This window comes from Pseudomonas syringae group sp. 243L2 (assembly GCF_032587875.1).
GTDB classification, from domain to species: domain Bacteria; phylum Pseudomonadota; class Gammaproteobacteria; order Pseudomonadales; family Pseudomonadaceae; genus Aquipseudomonas; species Aquipseudomonas amygdali.
Map to the genome: position 1 here is coordinate 334566 of NZ_JAWHPL010000021.1, position 16482 is coordinate 351047.

Sequence of the window (16482 nt, forward strand, 5' to 3'; positions counted from 1 at the left end):
CGAGGGAGGTTAGGTGGGTGAAATCATCAACACATGGAACGACGCCGGACGCATTTCGACACCCTCCGGGTCAGCCCGGGGGATATCAGCAGAAAAGACAACAGACCGATCAGCAGATCGACTCCGAGCGCGAGGACAGCAACCAGAAACGCACCTGCCGCCATCTGCGCATAATCGTTCTGAGCGCGACCATCGATAATCAATCGGCCTATCCCGCCGAGTGAGACATACGCAGCGATGGTTGCGGTCGAGATGACCTGGAGTGTTGCGCCACGCAGCCCGGACAGCATGAGCGGGAGCGCACAAGGCAACTCGACACGGAACAGAATTTCCAATGGCCGGTAGCCCATGCCTCGTGCTGCATCGACAACGGCCTCATCAACAGCGACCATCCCGGCGTAGGTCCCGGTCATGATGGGCGGAACCGCGAGCAAAATGAGCACGATAAGACTCGGAACAATGAACGCCAGGTCCGACGCGAAAACGGGACCGAAGAGAATCACCAGAAGGACGATAAGACCGATGCTGGGCAACGCCCGCAGTATGTTTGCAAGCCCCGCGACCAGAACCACGCCACGTCTGGTATGCCCGACATACAGCCCAATTGGAACCGCAATGACCGCCGAGATCAGCAGTGCGATGCCGCTGTAAAGGAGGTGCTCCGCGACAAGCATGAGGACCCCTTCAGAGCCCGTCCAGTGGGAAAGATCAAAGAGCCAGTCGATCATGAGTGCCCCCTGCGCGGTTGCCAGGAAGTGAGTCGTGCAGCCAGGAAAATCACCAGCCCATCCAGCAGGACCGCAAGAATGAGGCAGAGCACGATGCCAACGATAATCGGGGTTAGAAAGCGCTGTTGCATCCCCTGTGAAAACAGCATGCCCAGTTGCGGCGTGCCAATGAGCGCCGCGACAGAAACCACGCTGACATTGGAAACAACGGCCACTCGTAAATTGGCAGCGATGACCGGGGTTGCAATGGGCAGCTCGACAGCAACCAAGCAGTGCAAGGCGCGGTAACCCATGGCATCAGCAGCCTGGAGTGTTTCTTCAGGCACTGAATCCAGGCCGTCGCTGACCGTGCGAATCAACAGTGCCAAGGTATAAACCGTGAGGGCGATCACCACGTTCATCGGGTCCAGTATTTTGGTCCCAATGATCCCCGGCAGGAGCACAAACAGCGCAAGTGCCGGGATAGTGTACAGAAGGCCAGCGGCCCCCAGGAAGACGGACTTGAAAACCCCGCTGCGTTGCGCTGCCCACCCTAGTGGCAATGCCAGAGCAAGACCGATAACGACCGGCAACAGTGACAGGATCAAGTGTGACCAGAACAGTCCCGCGATGGTCCCGGATTGCTGCATTATCCAGTCGAACTTCATGACACTTTCCTGCCCGGTGCATCCTGGGTATCACCGAGTGCCGCTGCGACGTCCGTCAGACTTACTGTCCCCAGGAGCATGCCATCATTACCCACGACAACACCGCGTCGGCTTGGCGCACTCAAGGTGGCGTCGAAGAGTTGACGAAGCGTCCCATCGACGGGTGCCAGGGTCCCGCTGAGGTTCAAATCGCTAACCTGAACCGACGCCTGCAGGTTGGGAGCATCTGCCCAGCCGAGCGGTCTCCCCGCCGCGTCCAGCACCAGGATCCAGCGATCATTAGCGAGGTGACGTGCTGCCTGCGCTGACTCACCGAGCTTTACTGTCGGTTCGAAACGAAGAGGCAAATTGTCGGACATCGGCGTGAATCCCAGAAAGCGATACCCTCGATCACGCCCGACGAAATCAGCGACAAATGCATCGGCGGGTCGGGTCAGCAATTCCTGTGGTGAAGCCACTTGAGCCAACTCACCACCGGTGCGAAAAACAGCTACCTGATCACCGAGTTTGAGTGCTTCATCAATATCGTGGGTCACCATAATGATGGTCTTGCCGATCTCGCGCTGTAGTCGCAGAAATTCATCCTGTAACTGCAGGCGTACGACCGGGTCAACGGCGCTGAAGGGCTCATCCATCAGCATGAACTCAGGATCTGACGCCAGCGCACGGGCAACGCCGACACGCTGTTGTTGCCCGCCCGAGAGTTGCCACGGATACCGATCCGCGAAGTCCAGCGCCAATCCGACACGCTCGATCAGCTCCAATGCAATGGTGCGCGCCTTGGAAGGCTTGATTCCGTTCAGCAGCGCTGTAGTGGCGATATTCTGAATTACAGTTCGATGAGGAAAGAGTCCGGCGTGCTGAATCACATAGCCTATCCGCCGACGTAACAATGCCACGTCCATCTTTGACGTCGGCTCACCATTGAGGCTAATGGTGCCTGAACTCGGCGAGATCAATCGATTGACCATGCGAAGCGACGTTGTCTTGCCGCATCCAGAAGGTCCGACCAGGACAGTCAACTTTCCAGTGGGTGCAACCAGCGACAGTCGGTTCACCGCAACAGCGCCGCCGATGTACTCTTTAGTGACATTCTCAAACGTAATCACAGCATTTCCTCATTCAAGAGCAGGGACCAGACCGCAAGTATTGCTTCAGCTCACCGGACGTCCGGCCCCTGTGCGATGCAAGGTGTAACGGGTAAGAAGAGAAGTGTTCATCAGCGTCGCAAACCCCACCCAAGAGGTTTGGCAGTCGGAATAAACAGCTAGACAGTCACCTGCCCCATGGCTGCGCCTCTGATGACAAATAGTCTTTCCCCCAACCCCTCTCAGGCGCACTCATTTCGCTTTTCGGTGATCAACACCACCGATGAGATGTCATCGTCGCCGTGCCCTTCCTGCGCCAGTTGCGCGAAATAACTTCTCGCAAGATCAGCAACGGGTAAGACCAATCCGTTTGCGGACATGATTGCCGCTGCGTTGTTGAGATCCTTGAGGAAGGTCCGCACATGGCCGCCCGGGACGAAGTTACGCTCTTCCATGCGCAGACCGTGGATCTGCAACATCTTGCTGTCCGCAAAGCCGCCCGTCAGCGCTGAGCGAACACGAGCTGGCTCCAGGCCCAGTTTGCTGGCGAGAACCATGACTTCCGAGACTGCAGTGATGGCAGTGGATGCAATGGTCTGACTGAGCAACTTGACCGTCTGGCCCGCGCCTGAGAGGCCAACGTGCGTTACACGGCCCATGCATTCCAATATGGGCCGGGCATATTCAATTGCATCGACACTGCCACCCGCCATGATTGCCAGCGTCCCCAGCTCGGCCCCATCCGGACCACCCGAAATCGGTGCGTCCACATAGGACATACCCATTGCGTGGAAACGCTGGTTAATTTCCGAGGACTCATGAGGTGCGATTGAGCTCATATCAATGATCACTTGACCCTCGGCCAACTGATCAAGCAACTCTGGCGCGAAAAGTACTTCGCGTACCGCTGCACCATTCTCGATGACTGAAATCAGCAATTGCACATCGGTCGCCACGTCCGCCAGTGTTTTAACCGCCTGCGCGCCATGCGTCGCCAGTGCTTCGGCCTTCGCGGGCGTCCGGTTCCAGACGCGGACCTGATGACCTGCGTCCAGCAATCGCCGCACCATGGGAGCACCCATTACGCCCGCGCCGATAAATCCGATCCTCATTTGGTGCACTCCTCAACGAATTAGGATGTCATTACATGTCATGTAGAGTTACTAGCAAGCTCCAAGCCAACTCGCTACGGACCAAAACGAACGTGAGAGAGATTTTTCGCCGCATCTAGTTGTCATGACATGTTTACACTATCTAGTTCTCTAGGCGCTGTCGATAGTTTTTCGAGGCAAGATTTGATCGCACAGATCACTCCCGAAAATATTCAGGCAATAAAAAACCGGCTCGGTGGCCGGTTTTTGCAATCCGTAGAACTACAGATCGGTGGGACGCAGAGATGTCGGCGCAATGTTTGGTGCCGCCTCTTAAGTCTGGGCCCCGTTCAGCAGAGCTGTGCCCACAAATCGCTGTCGAGATCCTGGGTGTACAAACCGGGTGAAAGAAGTCATCGCATCATTGACCCACGTTTTGCGCGTCAGTATCAGAAACGCTTCAGGGCCTGCCAACTCGAGTAGTGTCGACTCCACCCCGCTCGGCAACGCAGCCTGGATTTCGTGCTCAGACTTGGTCGGCATCGCAATGGACTGAAGGTAATCAGTCGTCGATTGCTTGGTGAAATCCTGAGCCAGGTAAAGCGGCGCAAAGCTTGGCGAGACATACCGGTCTTCCAGCTGAATCGGAACGCCGTCGGCGCAGTAGACCAATAGACTATGAAAGTAGTATTCCTGCCCTCCTGCCCCCTGCAGCAACGGTACCTCAGCCATGATTTTGGCCTTGGCCTTGACCCGTTCCAGCTTGTGGACCCTGATTGTCAGGATCTGTCCTCGACTGCGGATGTCGTCGGCAATGTTGTGCAGCTTTATGAAGGTAGACGCGACTCTCGGCGGAGCGACAAAGGTTCCCACGCCCTGAATCCGATCCAGCACGCCAGACTCCGACAGCTCACGAAGTGCACGATTGACCGTTAAACGTGAAGCCCCCATCTCGGCGACAAGTTCATTTTCGCTGGGAATTTTCTCCCCGGACCGGAAACGCCCACTTGCTATGCCGTCCAGTACATAGGCCTTGACTTGTTGATAGAGAGGAAGAGGCAATGGGGCACCCATCTTTTAAAAGAGGATTTAATCCTATCACGAATGAATTCAGGCGCATGCGCGCCATAAGCCGGGCTTGAGTGCCACCCGAGCCGCCTTTGGAGGGCATTTCATGTTTGATGTGGTTGTCATGACGTGTTTATATTAGCCAGGTGAAATTCACCCATTCAATGACGCGCACGCAATCCATAAACGCTCAGAAAATGACCGAGGTTCCTATGTCATCCACCACAGCATCACCCAGCCAAACTCAGGATTCGGCGAGCGCTGGCCCCCTCACGGGCCTGAGAGTTGTCGATTTTACCCGCGTGTTGTCCGGACCGTTTTCCACGGCGTTGCTGGCCGATCTAGGGGCTGAGGTCATCAAGATTGAGTCACCAGGGGGCGACGACTATCGTCATGTCGGGCCCTTTGTAGAAGGATCAAGTGCGTTATTCGCTTTTGCGAACCGAGGAAAAAAAAGCGTTGTTCTGGACTTGAAAAAGCCCGAAGACCTGAGCGCTGCACGCCAACTGTCGAGTACTGCAGACATCGTCGTGGAAAATTTTCGTCCAGGTGTAGCCGATCGCCTGGGAATAGGCTATGAGTCCCTGCGCTCATTGAACGAGAAATTGATCTACGCCAGTATTTCCGGCTTTGGACAACACAGCCCCTTCAAGGAAAAACCCGCCTACGACTTGGTCGTCCAGGCGTTGACCGGCTTGATGTCGATCAACGGCGATGCGGACGGCCCTCCCATGATTGTCGGCGAGGCATTCGGTGACCTCACTGCAGGATTATTCGCATCCTGGGCCATATTGGCGGCGGTGGTTCAACGCAACGCTAATGGAAAAGGCTGTCAGATCGACGTTTCAATGTTCGACTCATTGCTCACACTCATGCCCACTGCGGCGGCCAGCTACCTGGTCTCGGGCAAGGCTCCAACTCGAACAGGCAACCGTCACCCCTTCTCCGCACCATTCGGTGCATTTGCAGCGCACGACGGGAATGTCGTTATCGCCGTTTTAAACAACAAACTTTTCGAACAGTTTGCTCTCATCATTGGTCGCCCCGACTTATCCCGGGATCCGCGCTTTCAGAGCGATGAACTGCGGGGAATCAATGAAGCCGAGCTTCGAACTGCCATTGAGGCATGGAGCCAATCGAGATCTGTCGCCAGCATCGTTCAGGTGTTGGAGAAAACCGGAATTCCGTGCGCTGCCATTGATGATGTAGCCAACGCCGTGGACGGACCTCAGGCCGTCGCGCGGTCTCTGTTTCGTAAGGGGAATGTCGGCGAACTTGAGATGCGACTTCCGGAACAGCCGGTCCACTTCTCGACTATGTCCCGAGGGCAGCCGACGGTGGTGCCAGGCCTTGGACAGCACAATGACGTGCTCGCTGGACTGAAAACGGTCCTCAGTGATACTCAGCAGCCCTTAAACAAACAGCCTCAGAGCGTTGAGAATACTGAAGTTGTGACCCTGAATATTGATGGACCGGTTGCGACTATCACTATCAACAGGCCTGATGCCGCCAATGCATTGAGTGCCGAAGTCAGGGAAAAATTGCTGACGTTAGTCACAGAGTTGGAGTCAAACCGATCCATACGTGCAGTGATCCTGACAGGTGCTGGGTCCAAGGTATTCGCGGCAGGCTCGGATATTCGAGACATGGCATCGATGACCGGTGCCGAATCGATGGCGTTGTCTGAAAGTATTTTGCACCTCAACAATCGGATCTCAGCCTTGACCCAACCTGTCATCTGCGCAGTCAATGGTTGGTGTCTCGGTGGAGGCCTGGAGCTGGCGCTTGCCTGCGATATCCGAATCGCCTCGGATTCGGCAAGATTTGGATTTCCCGAAGCGAAGCTGGGAATCATGACAGGAGGCGGCGGCATACCACGCTTGATACGCGTGGTGGGGAGCGGCGTCGCACGGCACATGACACTGACCGGCCAATTCCTCAGCGCACAACGTGCTTATGAATCAGGACTGATCACTCAAGTGTGTGCACCTGACGAGTTGATGAAAGAAGCAAAAGCCATGGCGATGCAAATCGCAACACTTGCGCCGATAGCCTTGTCCCAGATCAAACGCATCATCGCGGTTGTAGAGAATACAGATGTGACATCGGGTATGCAGGCAGAAGCCCAGGCTTGCGCGGTTTGCTTCTCCACCTGGGACAAGAAAGAAGGTATGGATGCATTCTTGGAGAAACGTCTTGCTGCTTTTGAATGGCGCTAGGTTCTGCAGGTGGTTAGCTTTCAGCCACCATACTCTCAATTGGACAGTCGATTGGGGCGGCAGAAAACCTGCGCTGGTATAGCAGCTTGTTGCCTGGCGCACCCGTCACTTCGCCCCGTTGCGGGAGCGCCAAGTCTGCGAGCGAACCTGACGCGGGCGGCACGCGTTGCATAGTTTCGAACCCGAGCGCATTACGCTAAATCAGCAGACAAATGTGATGCGTTCGCTCTACCGTCAATGCCAACGTGCTCTACGAAAAATACTGTTACGGCGCAAACTCACCACGTTGTCAAGGTGTTGTGTATCGCTATTGCTAGCCGTGATTCACTCCAGGCCACTGAATATCTCCGCACAAGGCACTTTAAAGGTCAAGCCACAATCAAAGGGATCGTTGAAAGTTTTAGGCTTCGCGCAGAACAAAGTATCGCTTTCGAAATTATCAAGGGCACCATTAGTAATACCCCGAAACTTAAACAGTTTGTTGGGAAGAAGGGGAAAAGCAATTTTTTTGGCCCTCGCAGCAGCACCAGGCTTGTCATACTCTTCGCGTATGATTTTTCTCAGTAACTCTTTGTCTTTTTTGACATCGACCATCAACGCTATCCTTGACGCCTCGTTAGTACAAAAGCGGGAGTGAACACGATTCCCCGAGGATCGAGACCGGCAAACGCTGCCAACCCATCAGATAGCCTGTCTCGATACTGCATATGCGCAAAACCATTTCGCCTTTCGCGCATCCGGCTCCGTGTCAAAGGAGCCCAAGGACCTGACTGAGGGTAAAAAAGTGTGCAATTGCGTGTCCCAGAGTCAGCCAATCACCACAAGCCCAATAATGTCGCTGAAGGTGCCAAGTCACACCTCCTGGCTAATGACCCGTGACATCCTCGCGTTGCTCCACTAAATTACGCCCCCCGAAACGCCCTGAGCCTTTCGCGCCTCACATCTGAAATGCCTCAAACCTGAAATAGTGAAATTCAATGCCTGATTCCCAGACCAACGAAGCCCTGACCTCCTCCAAGCTGGAATACGAAAGCGCAATTGGTCTTTCCCAGCACGTGCCGCAGGCCAAGACCATCAGCGAGATGGTGCTTGATGCGTTCCAGACCGCCAAGGAAAGCGAAGAAATCCGTGAGCTGCGTGCAGCTATTCGCCTGGCGCAGGATGAGCACGATGACGACAAAGCTTACGAACTGATGGGCCAACTGAAGCGCCTCAAGGATGCCGAAGCAGCAGACAGCGCAGCACTGGCTGATCTTGGCACGCAGTTCCCGATCAGCCGTATCCTGTCCAGCTACAAGAATGATCCGGCGTTTCAGGAGCTGGTATATGGCCTGGCGCTCAAGGTGCTGAACCAGACGCATCAGGCGATCAGCACCCCCAATACCGCCAAGAGCAAAACGACGCGTGCCCGAAAGGAAGCCGAGGTCTACACCATCAGCAAGGATGGCCAGAGTGTCAGCCTGCCGTTGCGCACCCCGCGTTCCAACCTTAATGTCGACCGCGAAGCCCTCGAGTTCCTTGGTTTCACCTTTGTCGGCGAAGGCGACACCGCCGAACTGCAGGAAACAACCTTCGTCGACAATGAAGGCAGCGAACTGCCGGTGACCCGTAAAAACATCGTCACCGCCCTGCAACAGGGCAAGGCATTCAACGCTTACAGCATTGCGTAATGACGATCGGCCGGCGATGCGATAACGCCATGGCGCTCGCCTCGCCGACGACCATGTGTTGAGCGAAGAGCAAGTCCAGTGGTTGTCTCCAGCCACTGGCACCGATTTACTCCATCAGCCGATCGCCTCTCGCAAAACCATGAGCCCGCGCACGCAGCGCAATAACCAGGCTCAGCACTAACAATGCAAACAAGACCCACGTAAACGAGCTCACGCCCCACTGTCCAAGCAACACTCCGCCCAGTAGCCCACCGCCTGCAATAGCGCTGTTCCAGACAACGACATTCATCGAAAGCGCCACATCAGCGCCCTCACCTGCCGAGTCGGCGAGCGCGGTTTGCAGAAGCGTGGCGGCACCCCCAAAGGTCAGGCCCCAGATAAATACGCCTACATAGATGGCCAGGGCCGAGCCAGAAAACAGGCCCAGGAACACCGAAACCGCCGCAAAGCTCGCGAGGCTGGCCAGCACGGTCTTGCGTAAATGACGATCAACCAGCCGTCCCGTTACCCAGATGCCTGCCAGCGCGGCGACACCAAATGTCAGCAATACCAAATCAACGTCACTCGCCAACCCGGCCTCGGAAACAAACGGCGCGACGTAGGTATAAAGAATGTTGTGAGCCAGCATCCAGGTGAAGACCACTCCCAGTACCGAGCGTACGCCTGGGGTGAAAAAGACCTGACGCAATGCCATGCGCTGTGAAGCGGACTGGCCAGGGTAATCCGGCACTTTGATCAGCACCCAGATGATCAACAGCAGGGTCATTCCGGACATCAACCCGAATGCCATGCGCCAGCCCATCAACCCGCCCAGCCAGGTTCCGAGAGGCACGCCCAATGACAACGCGATGGGCGTTCCTACCATCGCGACCGCCAGCGCGCGGCCCTGCAATTGCGGGACGACCATACGTCGTGCGTAACCCGCGATAAGGCTCCAGGCCAGCCCCGCAGAGACGCCAGCGAAAAACCTCGCGATCAGGGTCAGCCAGTAGCTGGAAGACAGCGCAGTGACGGAATTGAATATCAGGAAGCCGACAATCGTCAGCAACAAGACTGTTCGGCGGCGCCAGCTCTGCGTAGCGATGGTCAGCGGAATGGCTGCCAGCAGTGAGCCCAACGCATAAACAGTCACCATTTGCCCTGCAAACGATGCCGAGACTCCCAGGCCACTGCCGATTTCGGGCAGCAAACCCGCAGGCAACGTCTCGGTCACGATGCAAATGAACCCTGTCATCGCCAAAGCCAGCAATGCCCCGAGCGGAAGTTTTTCGCACTGTTTCTCGTCTGCCGTCATTCGAATCTCTCCACTAATATACTGATCGATACAAATATAGGCAGGACATCCAAGGTAGTCAATGACTTATGTATCGACTAGTATTTAAATGATTCTGAAGGAGACCTGGCATGGCAAAGATGGGACGTCCGCGCACGTTTGACCGTGACGTGGCAATCAATCAGGCGCTGCATTTGTTCTGGGAGCATGGATACGATGCGACATCCTTGAGCCAATTGAAGGCGAACATAGGCGGAGGCATTACCGCGCCAAGCTTTTACGCCGCTTTTGGCTCGAAACAAGCGCTGTTCAATGAGGTGATGGAGCGCTACCTCGCCACCCACGGTCGGGTTACCGACAGCCTGTTTGACAACACTCTGCCGCCCAGGGAGGCGATTGAACTGACCCTTCGCCGGTCCGCAAAAATGCAGTGCGAGCCCGATCATCCCAAGGGATGCCTGGTGGCGTTAGGCCTGATGAGCGCTTGCACGGAAGAGAGCAAGGCTATTTCCGCACCGCTCGCAAAAGCCCGGAACCTGAATCGTGCGGGTATCGTTGCCTGCATCCACCGCGCCGTTGCCGCAGGGGAGCTGCCCGCGACGGTGATACCGGAGACCCTCGCTGCTGCGTTCGACAGTTTTCTTCTGGGCTTGTCTACACTGGCTCGCGACGGTGTTCCATATGCCACACTGGATGCTGCAGTCACTCAAATGATGGGACTGTGGGATAGCCTGCGTAGTGTTGCCGACGACCAATGACCCGTAAGCTCAGAAACCTCTGCATTCCCTGGTAATGCCTCGACGCATTGTGCACAGGCGTCCAATGCCAGAATCTTCACTAAATCCTTTCGGAGACCACCATGCTTCGCGCGTTTGAAAAATGGCTCGACCCCTTCCCGCCCGACGAAGTGCCGCCGCCTCCTGACGGTCTGGTGCGGTTTCTCTGGGCCTGCACACGGGGGGCTCGTGGCTATATCCTGGCGCTTGCGCTATTGAGTGCCGGCGTATCGATTTACGAAGCGTGGCTGTTTTCTTTCCTCGGACAGGTCGTGGACCTGCTGTCGGCGTGGAAGGCCGGCGACGCGACGGCCATGCAGGAAAGTAGCGTGCTGTGGGGCATCGGTCTGGTACTGCTGACCAGCATCGGGCTGGTGGCGTTGCGTACGATGGTGCAGCACCAGGTATTGGCGATCAACCTGCCATTGCGGCTGCGCTGGGATTTCCATCGGTTGATGTTGCGCCAAAGCCTTTCTTTTTTCTCCGATGAATTCTCTGGCCGTGTCACCACCAAGGTGATGCAGACGGCCCTGTCGGTGCGTGAGGTGCTGTTCACCCTCATCGAAATCGCACCCGGAATCGGGGTGTACTTCATCGCGATCATTGCATTGGCCGGCGGCTTCGACCTGAAGCTGATGCTGCCTTTCATTGCCTGGATCGCCCTGTTCGGTCTGGCCATGCTGTATTTCGTGCCTCGCCTGGGCAAAGTCGGACAGGAGCAGGCTAACGCGCGCTCATCGATGACCGGGCGTATCTCGGATGCCTACACCAACATCACCACTGTGAAGCTGTTCTCCCACTCCAAACGCGAGGCGCACTTCGCACGTGCTGCAATGGAGGACTTCAAGCTCACCGGCTTTCGCCAGATGCGCCTGGTCAGCCAGTTCGAGATCGTCAATCAGGTATTGGTCGTTGCGTTGATCATGGGTGCAGGTGGTTATGCCCTGTGGCTGTGGCACCAGGGTCAGGTTGGCACCGGTGCCGTTGCAGCGATTACCGCCATGGCGTTGCGCGTCAATGGCATGTCGCACTGGATCATGTGGCAAATGACCTCGCTGTTCGAGAACATTGGCACCGTACAGGACGGTATGGAAACCTTGACCCGCGGCCCCAAGGTTCAGGATGCGCCGGATGCAGCCGCGCTGGTCACCACGGGTGGTGCGGTAACCTTTGATAATGTGAGTTTCAATTACAACGGTGAACGTCAGGTGCTCGATGCCCTGAACCTGAGCATTCGGCCGGGTGAAAAAATCGGCCTGGTGGGTCGCTCCGGCGCCGGGAAGTCCACGCTCATCAACCTGCTGCTGCGCTTTTATGACGTGGACGAAGGAGCGATCAGTATCGACGGGCAAAATATTGCGCATGTCACTCAAGACAGCCTGCGTAGCGCCATCGGCATGGTCACTCAGGACACGTCCCTGCTGCACCGTTCCATTCGCGACAACATCGCCTATGGCCGTCCCGACGCGACTGATGCGCAAATCCACAGCGCGGCGGCCAGTGCCCAGGCCGATGGGTTCATCAGCCAACTGAGCGACAAGCAAGGCAATAGCGGCTACGACACTCTGGTGGGTGAGCGTGGCATCAAGCTGTCGGGCGGTCAGCGTCAACGTGTCGCGATTGCCCGGGTGATGCTCAAGAACGCGCCGATCCTGCTGCTGGACGAGGCCACCAGCGCGCTGGACTCGGAAGTCGAAGTGGCTATTCAGGAAAGCCTCGATGAAATGATGAAAGGCAAGACTGTGATCGCCATCGCCCATCGCCTGTCTACCATCGCAGCCATGGACCGGCTGATTGTCATGGACGACGGTCGCATCATCGAACAAGGCACCCACTCCGAACTGCTCGGCAAGAACGGAACCTATGCGCGGCTGTGGCAGCACCAGAGCGGCGGATTTCTCGGGGAGGATCAGGGTGTGGCCGATATCATCGATTAGGCAGACTGACCAATAGCCCGGCCAGGTCGCTGGTGGCGTACGCAAGCACTCCAGCGGCGATAAGAGAAAGGGCATCCATGCCCTTTCTTGCCTTTAAAGCGTTGCTTCGATCTTTTTGGCAGCAGCGTCACTGACCCAGGTGTGCCAGATTTCCGGGTGCTCCTTGAAGAATATCTTCGCCAGCTTGGGTGAATCGATACGCTCCTTGCTCATGCGGGCCAGGTTCTGGTTTAACAGGTCGATCGGCAGATTGACCTTTTCCAGAACGGCTACCAATTCCGACGCCTGCTCGTGAAAGACATTGGAAAGCCCTACCTGAATGCTGATTTTCTTATCGACGCCCGGCTTTTCTTCCAGCTTTAACAGATCGACTTGTCCCATTAACGGCGTCGGCGACCAGTAGTAGAAAAGAATGGGCTCGCCCCGCTTGTAGCTCGACAAAACGGCAGCATCCAACGCCGGGCCTGTACCCGGGCGGAAGTTGGTATAACTGGCTTCCAGGCCATAGCTCTTAAGCATCTCGCTGTTTTCCAACTCGCAGGTCCAGCCCGCCGGGCAATTGTAGAAACGGCCTTTGTCCGGTTCTTCCGGGTCCTTGAAGAGCGCCACGTACTGGGTCAGGTCGGCGATCTTCTTCAGATCGGGAGCCTTGGGCTTGAGGTTGCGTTTGGCATCGCCTTCGACCAGATAACGTGGCACATACCAACCTTCGGTGGCCCCGATAATCGGTGCCCCCACACCGACTACCTTCCCACTGGCCGCCGCCTTGTTCCAGACCTCGCTTCGCCCGACCCACTCCTCCGCCAGTACCTGAATGTCGTTATTGCTCAAGGCGCTTTCCATGGTGATGGAGTTGCCTGGCAATGTATCGATCGCACAGCCATAGCCGTCCTTGAGCAATATCTGCAGTATGTCGGTGAGCAACATGCCGCTTTCCCAATTGAGCCCGGCAAATTTGACCGGTTTACCCGACTCGCACCAACCGGCGGCCTGGCTTGCAGCACTGCCGGCAAACAGCCCGAGAGCAATCAGTGTGGCGGTAAGGTTTTTTCTGATCTTCACAATCGCACGCTCCAACACAGTGAACAGAGTTATGGCAGTGCAAATGCTCGTCACATCAGTGGCGAACCTGTTTCATCTACATGAAACTCAAGCTCCTTGATGTATCGTCGGGAACCAATCTTCGCGCAGTCTCTGACCGGTCTGCATCGCATGCCCTGGATACGGTGGAGAGGTCCGTCCTGGACGCTCGAAGTAACGTATATCGTCGCCAAGCCAGCGCAGCGACAAGACACGACGGCGCTGAGCCGACGCATTGCCTTTAGCACCATGCACGGTACGGAAATCGAACAGCACCGCGTCGCCCGGCTGCATCTCCCACTCCAGTACCTGCAGGCCTTGCTCGGTATCAGTATCTGGATCCGGCGCGTCGCGGTACCCGCCAGCATCTTTGTAGAAATCGCTTTGATCGGCCCAGTGCACCGGTTTTATGCCCTTCTCCCAACGGTGTGAGCCGGCAAGCAGCCGCAGCGTCGACTCGCGCACCGGGTCCACGGGGATCCAGAAGCTCACGTTCTGGCTACCTTCGACAAAATAGTAAGGGATGTCCTGGTGCCATGGCGTGGCCTTATGCGCGCCGGGTTCCTTGACCAGAACATGATCATGAAAAAACTGTGCCGATCTGGAGCGCATCACGGCAGCCGCGACAGACGCTGCCGGTGAATCCTCGACCATGGCGCGAAACTCTGGAATCCGCTGCCAGTTGCAATAGTCGTCGAAAAAGCCGCCCGGTTTGTCATCCTTCTCGACGTAACGGCTGGCGTAAGCACCCGGCTCGGCGAGGTTACGCTCGATTCCGTCGGCAATGGTGCCGATCCAGTCGCGGAAAACGCCGCGCAGGCAAATTGCGCCATCGCGCTGAAAGGCCTCAATGTCTTCTGTCGTGAGGGCAAACGAATGTTGTGTCATGACCTGAAACTCCCTCGGAGAAGAATAAATGTGGGCAAGGGGCAAATATTTCATGACACTCAGCGAAGATAAAATAATATGTATTGATTTATCACCCAAGAAATTCTTATGAAGTTCAGTCTGCGACAACTCCGTTATGCGCTCGCTGCCGCCAAACACGGCAATCTCACGTTGGCGGCCGAAGAGCTGCATGTTTCCCAACCGTCAATTTCAACGGCGATTACCGAACTCGAGCAGCTTTTTGGTCAGCCGCTGTTTGTTCGTCAACGCGGACTGGGCGTATCGCTTACGCCTTTCGGGCGCACAGTGATGGCCCAGGCCAGGCGGGTTCTGGCCGAAGCCCGGACGTTTTCAGACATCGGCAGCGACAACAACGACTTTTCCGGAGAGCTGGTACTGGGTTGTTACGAGGACCTGGCACCCTATTGCCTGCCGCAGATCCTCAGGCGCCTGCAACAGGAACATCCGCGAGTGAGGGTCGACATGCGCGAAGGCGGCTTCGACTATCTGGGCAAGCGCCTCGCCGAAGGTACTCTGGAACTGGCGCTGACCTACGACCTGGGGCTGCCGGCAAACATGGCGTGTGTCGAGTTGCGTCAACTGACTGCCCATGCCCTGCTGGCGGCTGATCACCCATTGGCAAACGAGCCCGATGTCAGTCTGCACGCACTCAGTGAAGGCAATCTGGTAGTTACTGATCAGGTCCACAGCTGGCAGCACGTGCTGGACCTGTTCAACATGCATGGACTGTCGCCTCAAAGCCTCCAGCGCACCCACAGCTTCGAGTTTCAGCGCAGCCTCGTCGCCAACGGATTCGGTGTTTCCCTGACCTATACCAGGCCCTTCGGCGACCGCAGCTACGACGGTCAGCCCTTGGTGTGTCGCCCGATACGCGAAACGCTGCCCACTCAGCGCATCGTACTGGCCTACGATCAGCGCTATCCGTTAACGCCGCCCGCCGAAGCATTCAAAAACCAGGCCGTTGCCTGGTTCCAGGAAAGAGTACCTTTTGTCTGAGGCAGCGCCCGGGCGTCTATGACGCTGAAGCGGCGACAACCCGCCAACAACAAAATAAACAAATGCATTTTTAGCAAAAATACAATTATTCTTTGCCCATGATCAAAGAACTGAAAACGTTTATCGCCGTGGCAAGAGAAGGCACGTTCGCTGCGGCGGGCAGCAAGATCGGGCTCACCCAGGCCGCTGTCAGTGCGCAGATGCAGCGCCTTGAAGCTGAACTGGGCGTCGAGCTGTTCGACCGAAAAGGACGTTCAGCCCAGCTCAACCGCATGGGGCAGCAGGTGTTGTTACAAGGTCAGGATCTGGTGCGCCAGTTCAGCAGCCTTGGCACTACGACAGTAGGGCTACCCGCGAGCGTGCTGGTGACCATCGGCGCAATTGCCTCTGTACAACGCTCCTTTCTGCCGGAAGCGCTGGCTCGGTTTCATCAGCAATTCTCCGCGTGCAGGACGCGCGTCATTCCCGGCCTGTCCATGGACCTGGTCAATCAGGTGGACGCTGGCGAGATCGACATGGCAGCGATCATCCGTCCGCCCTTCTCACTGCAAAGCGACTTGCGCTGGACAACGCTGGTCCGTGAACCCTATCGCCTTATCGTGCCTGCTGACATGCAGGGGGATGACTGGGCCGAACTGATTTCGGCTCATCCATTCATTCGTTACGATCGATCGTCATTTGGTGGCCGACAGGTCGATAGGTTCCTGCGCCAGACCCATGTCTCGCTGCGCGAAGTCTGCGAGCTCGATGAACTGGATGCGATTATGAAACTGGTCGCCAACGGCGTCGGCGTCGCATTGGTTCCGGAAACGGCAACCCTGCAGAGATGGCACGCCGGTGTGCGCTCTATCGACTTGAAAGAGCATACGTTCCATCGCGATATCGGGCTGGTACATCGCGCTCGCCGCAGCCTGACCGAACCGGTAACCGCGCTGGTCCAACTGATCAACGAACACGCTCTGACTCGTTAGCGCTGCGCCCGCTCTAGCAGGCCTGGCGC

General features: G+C 56.6%; 15 protein-coding genes. 6 read left to right on the top strand and 9 right to left on the bottom strand.

Features of this window, described 5'->3' with window-relative positions:
• Nucleotides 1-26: 26 nt before the first annotated feature.
• The 5 genes from RYB66_RS14535 to RYB66_RS14555 form a co-directional block, all read right to left on the bottom strand.
• A complete protein-coding gene (locus tag RYB66_RS14535) occupies nucleotides 27-728 on the bottom strand; it encodes an ABC transporter permease (protein WP_316894701.1) in 702 nt (233 codons plus the stop codon).
• A complete protein-coding gene (locus RYB66_RS14540) occupies nucleotides 725-1375 on the bottom strand; it encodes an ABC transporter permease (RefSeq protein ID WP_316894704.1) in 651 nt (216 codons plus the stop codon). The genes RYB66_RS14535 and RYB66_RS14540 overlap by 4 nt, the downstream gene beginning before the upstream one ends.
• Nucleotides 1372-2484 (bottom strand): ABC transporter ATP-binding protein, encoded by a 1113-nt coding sequence (locus tag RYB66_RS14545; RefSeq protein ID WP_316894706.1) that lies wholly within the window; start codon nucleotides 2482-2484, stop codon nucleotides 1372-1374. The genes RYB66_RS14540 and RYB66_RS14545 overlap by 4 nt, the downstream gene beginning before the upstream one ends.
• Nucleotides 2485-2705: 221 nt before the next feature.
• The gene (locus tag RYB66_RS14550) at nucleotides 2706-3575 is read right to left on the bottom strand and encodes an NAD(P)-dependent oxidoreductase (RefSeq protein ID WP_054077715.1); all 870 of its coding nucleotides are present in this window, start codon (nucleotides 3573-3575) and stop codon (nucleotides 2706-2708) included.
• Nucleotides 3576-3887: 312 nt separating this feature from the next.
• Complete coding sequence (locus tag RYB66_RS14555) at nucleotides 3888-4616, bottom strand: UTRA domain-containing protein (RefSeq protein ID WP_162235187.1); 729 nt, start codon at nucleotides 4614-4616, stop codon at nucleotides 3888-3890.
• A gap of 218 nt (nucleotides 4617-4834) precedes the next feature.
• Here RYB66_RS14555 and RYB66_RS14560 point away from each other — a divergent pair, with 218 nt between their 5' ends.
• Nucleotides 4835-6841: a CoA transferase gene (locus RYB66_RS14560; RefSeq protein WP_316885786.1), complete on the top strand. Its 2007-nt coding sequence runs from the start codon at nucleotides 4835-4837 to the stop codon at nucleotides 6839-6841.
• 324 nt (nucleotides 6842-7165) lie between these two features.
• On the opposite strand, the gene RYB66_RS14565 is transcribed toward RYB66_RS14560, so the two are convergent.
• Nucleotides 7166-7435 carry a hypothetical protein gene (locus RYB66_RS14565; protein WP_316885784.1) on the bottom strand — a complete coding sequence of 90 codons (270 nt, stop codon included), beginning with the start codon at nucleotides 7433-7435 and terminating at the stop codon, nucleotides 7166-7168.
• Nucleotides 7436-7818: 383 nt separating this feature from the next.
• Here RYB66_RS14565 and RYB66_RS14570 point away from each other — a divergent pair, with 383 nt between their 5' ends.
• Nucleotides 7819-8511: a hypothetical protein gene (locus tag RYB66_RS14570; RefSeq protein ID WP_057401798.1), complete on the top strand. Its 693-nt coding sequence runs from the start codon at nucleotides 7819-7821 to the stop codon at nucleotides 8509-8511.
• 106 nt (nucleotides 8512-8617) lie between these two features.
• Here the strand turns inward: RYB66_RS14570 and RYB66_RS14575 are convergent, their stop codons facing one another.
• The gene (locus RYB66_RS14575) at nucleotides 8618-9805 is read right to left on the bottom strand and encodes an MFS transporter (protein ID WP_316885780.1); all 1188 of its coding nucleotides are present in this window, start codon (nucleotides 9803-9805) and stop codon (nucleotides 8618-8620) included.
• Nucleotides 9806-9915: 110 nt separating this feature from the next.
• On the opposite strand from RYB66_RS14575, the gene RYB66_RS14580 reads away from it, so the two are divergent.
• On the top strand, nucleotides 9916-10542 hold the full coding sequence (locus RYB66_RS14580; RefSeq protein WP_316885777.1) for a TetR/AcrR family transcriptional regulator: 627 nt from the start codon (nucleotides 9916-9918) through the stop codon (nucleotides 10540-10542).
• A gap of 101 nt (nucleotides 10543-10643) precedes the next feature.
• The gene (locus tag RYB66_RS14585) at nucleotides 10644-12497 is read left to right on the top strand and encodes an ABC transporter ATP-binding protein (protein ID WP_016980566.1); all 1854 of its coding nucleotides are present in this window, start codon (nucleotides 10644-10646) and stop codon (nucleotides 12495-12497) included.
• Nucleotides 12498-12590: 93 nt separating this feature from the next.
• Here RYB66_RS14585 and RYB66_RS14590 read toward each other — a convergent pair whose 3' ends face one another.
• Together RYB66_RS14590 and RYB66_RS14595 are read right to left on the bottom strand one after the other, a co-directional pair.
• Entirely contained in the window at nucleotides 12591-13559 is a 969-nt protein-coding gene (locus RYB66_RS14590) for an ABC transporter substrate-binding protein (RefSeq protein WP_029240819.1), read from the bottom strand.
• Nucleotides 13560-13646: 87 nt separating this feature from the next.
• The gene (locus tag RYB66_RS14595; RefSeq protein ID WP_016980564.1) at nucleotides 13647-14465 is read right to left on the bottom strand and encodes a phytanoyl-CoA dioxygenase family protein; all 819 of its coding nucleotides are present in this window, start codon (nucleotides 14463-14465) and stop codon (nucleotides 13647-13649) included.
• 108 nt (nucleotides 14466-14573) lie between these two features.
• On the opposite strand from RYB66_RS14595, the gene RYB66_RS14600 reads away from it, so the two are divergent.
• Both RYB66_RS14600 and RYB66_RS14605 read left to right on the top strand, forming a co-directional pair.
• Nucleotides 14574-15482 (top strand): LysR family transcriptional regulator, encoded by a 909-nt coding sequence (locus RYB66_RS14600; RefSeq protein WP_316885773.1) that lies wholly within the window; start codon nucleotides 14574-14576, stop codon nucleotides 15480-15482.
• 98 nt (nucleotides 15483-15580) lie between these two features.
• Nucleotides 15581-16453 (top strand): LysR family transcriptional regulator, encoded by an 873-nt coding sequence (locus RYB66_RS14605; RefSeq protein ID WP_003364397.1) that lies wholly within the window; start codon nucleotides 15581-15583, stop codon nucleotides 16451-16453.
• The last annotated feature ends 29 nt before the right edge of the window (nucleotides 16454-16482 follow it).

Excerpts from the sequence above, each read along its gene's own strand:
- RYB66_RS14535 (WP_316894701.1), bottom strand. The coding sequence starts at position 728 with ATGATCGACTGGCTCTTTGATCTTTCCCACTGGACGGGCTCTGAAGGG.
- RYB66_RS14540 (WP_316894704.1), bottom strand. The coding sequence starts at position 1,375 with ATGAAGTTCGACTGGATAATGCAGCAATCCGGGACCATCGCGGGACTG.
- RYB66_RS14550 (WP_054077715.1), bottom strand. The coding sequence starts at position 3,575 with ATGAGGATCGGATTTATCGGCGCGGGCGTAATGGGTGCTCCCATGGTG.
- RYB66_RS14560 (WP_316885786.1), top strand. The coding sequence starts at position 4,835 with ATGTCATCCACCACAGCATCACCCAGCCAAACTCAGGATTCGGCGAGC.
- RYB66_RS14565 (WP_316885784.1), bottom strand. The coding sequence starts at position 7,435 with ATGGTCGATGTCAAAAAAGACAAAGAGTTACTGAGAAAAATCATACGC.
- RYB66_RS14570 (WP_057401798.1), top strand. The coding sequence starts at position 7,819 with ATGCCTGATTCCCAGACCAACGAAGCCCTGACCTCCTCCAAGCTGGAA.
- RYB66_RS14575 (WP_316885780.1), bottom strand. The coding sequence starts at position 9,805 with ATGACGGCAGACGAGAAACAGTGCGAAAAACTTCCGCTCGGGGCATTG.
- RYB66_RS14580 (WP_316885777.1), top strand. The coding sequence starts at position 9,916 with ATGGCAAAGATGGGACGTCCGCGCACGTTTGACCGTGACGTGGCAATC.
- RYB66_RS14585 (WP_016980566.1), top strand. The coding sequence starts at position 10,644 with ATGCTTCGCGCGTTTGAAAAATGGCTCGACCCCTTCCCGCCCGACGAA.
- RYB66_RS14595 (WP_016980564.1), bottom strand. The coding sequence starts at position 14,465 with ATGACACAACATTCGTTTGCCCTCACGACAGAAGACATTGAGGCCTTT.
- RYB66_RS14600 (WP_316885773.1), top strand. The coding sequence starts at position 14,574 with ATGAAGTTCAGTCTGCGACAACTCCGTTATGCGCTCGCTGCCGCCAAA.
- RYB66_RS14605 (WP_003364397.1), top strand. The coding sequence starts at position 15,581 with ATGATCAAAGAACTGAAAACGTTTATCGCCGTGGCAAGAGAAGGCACG.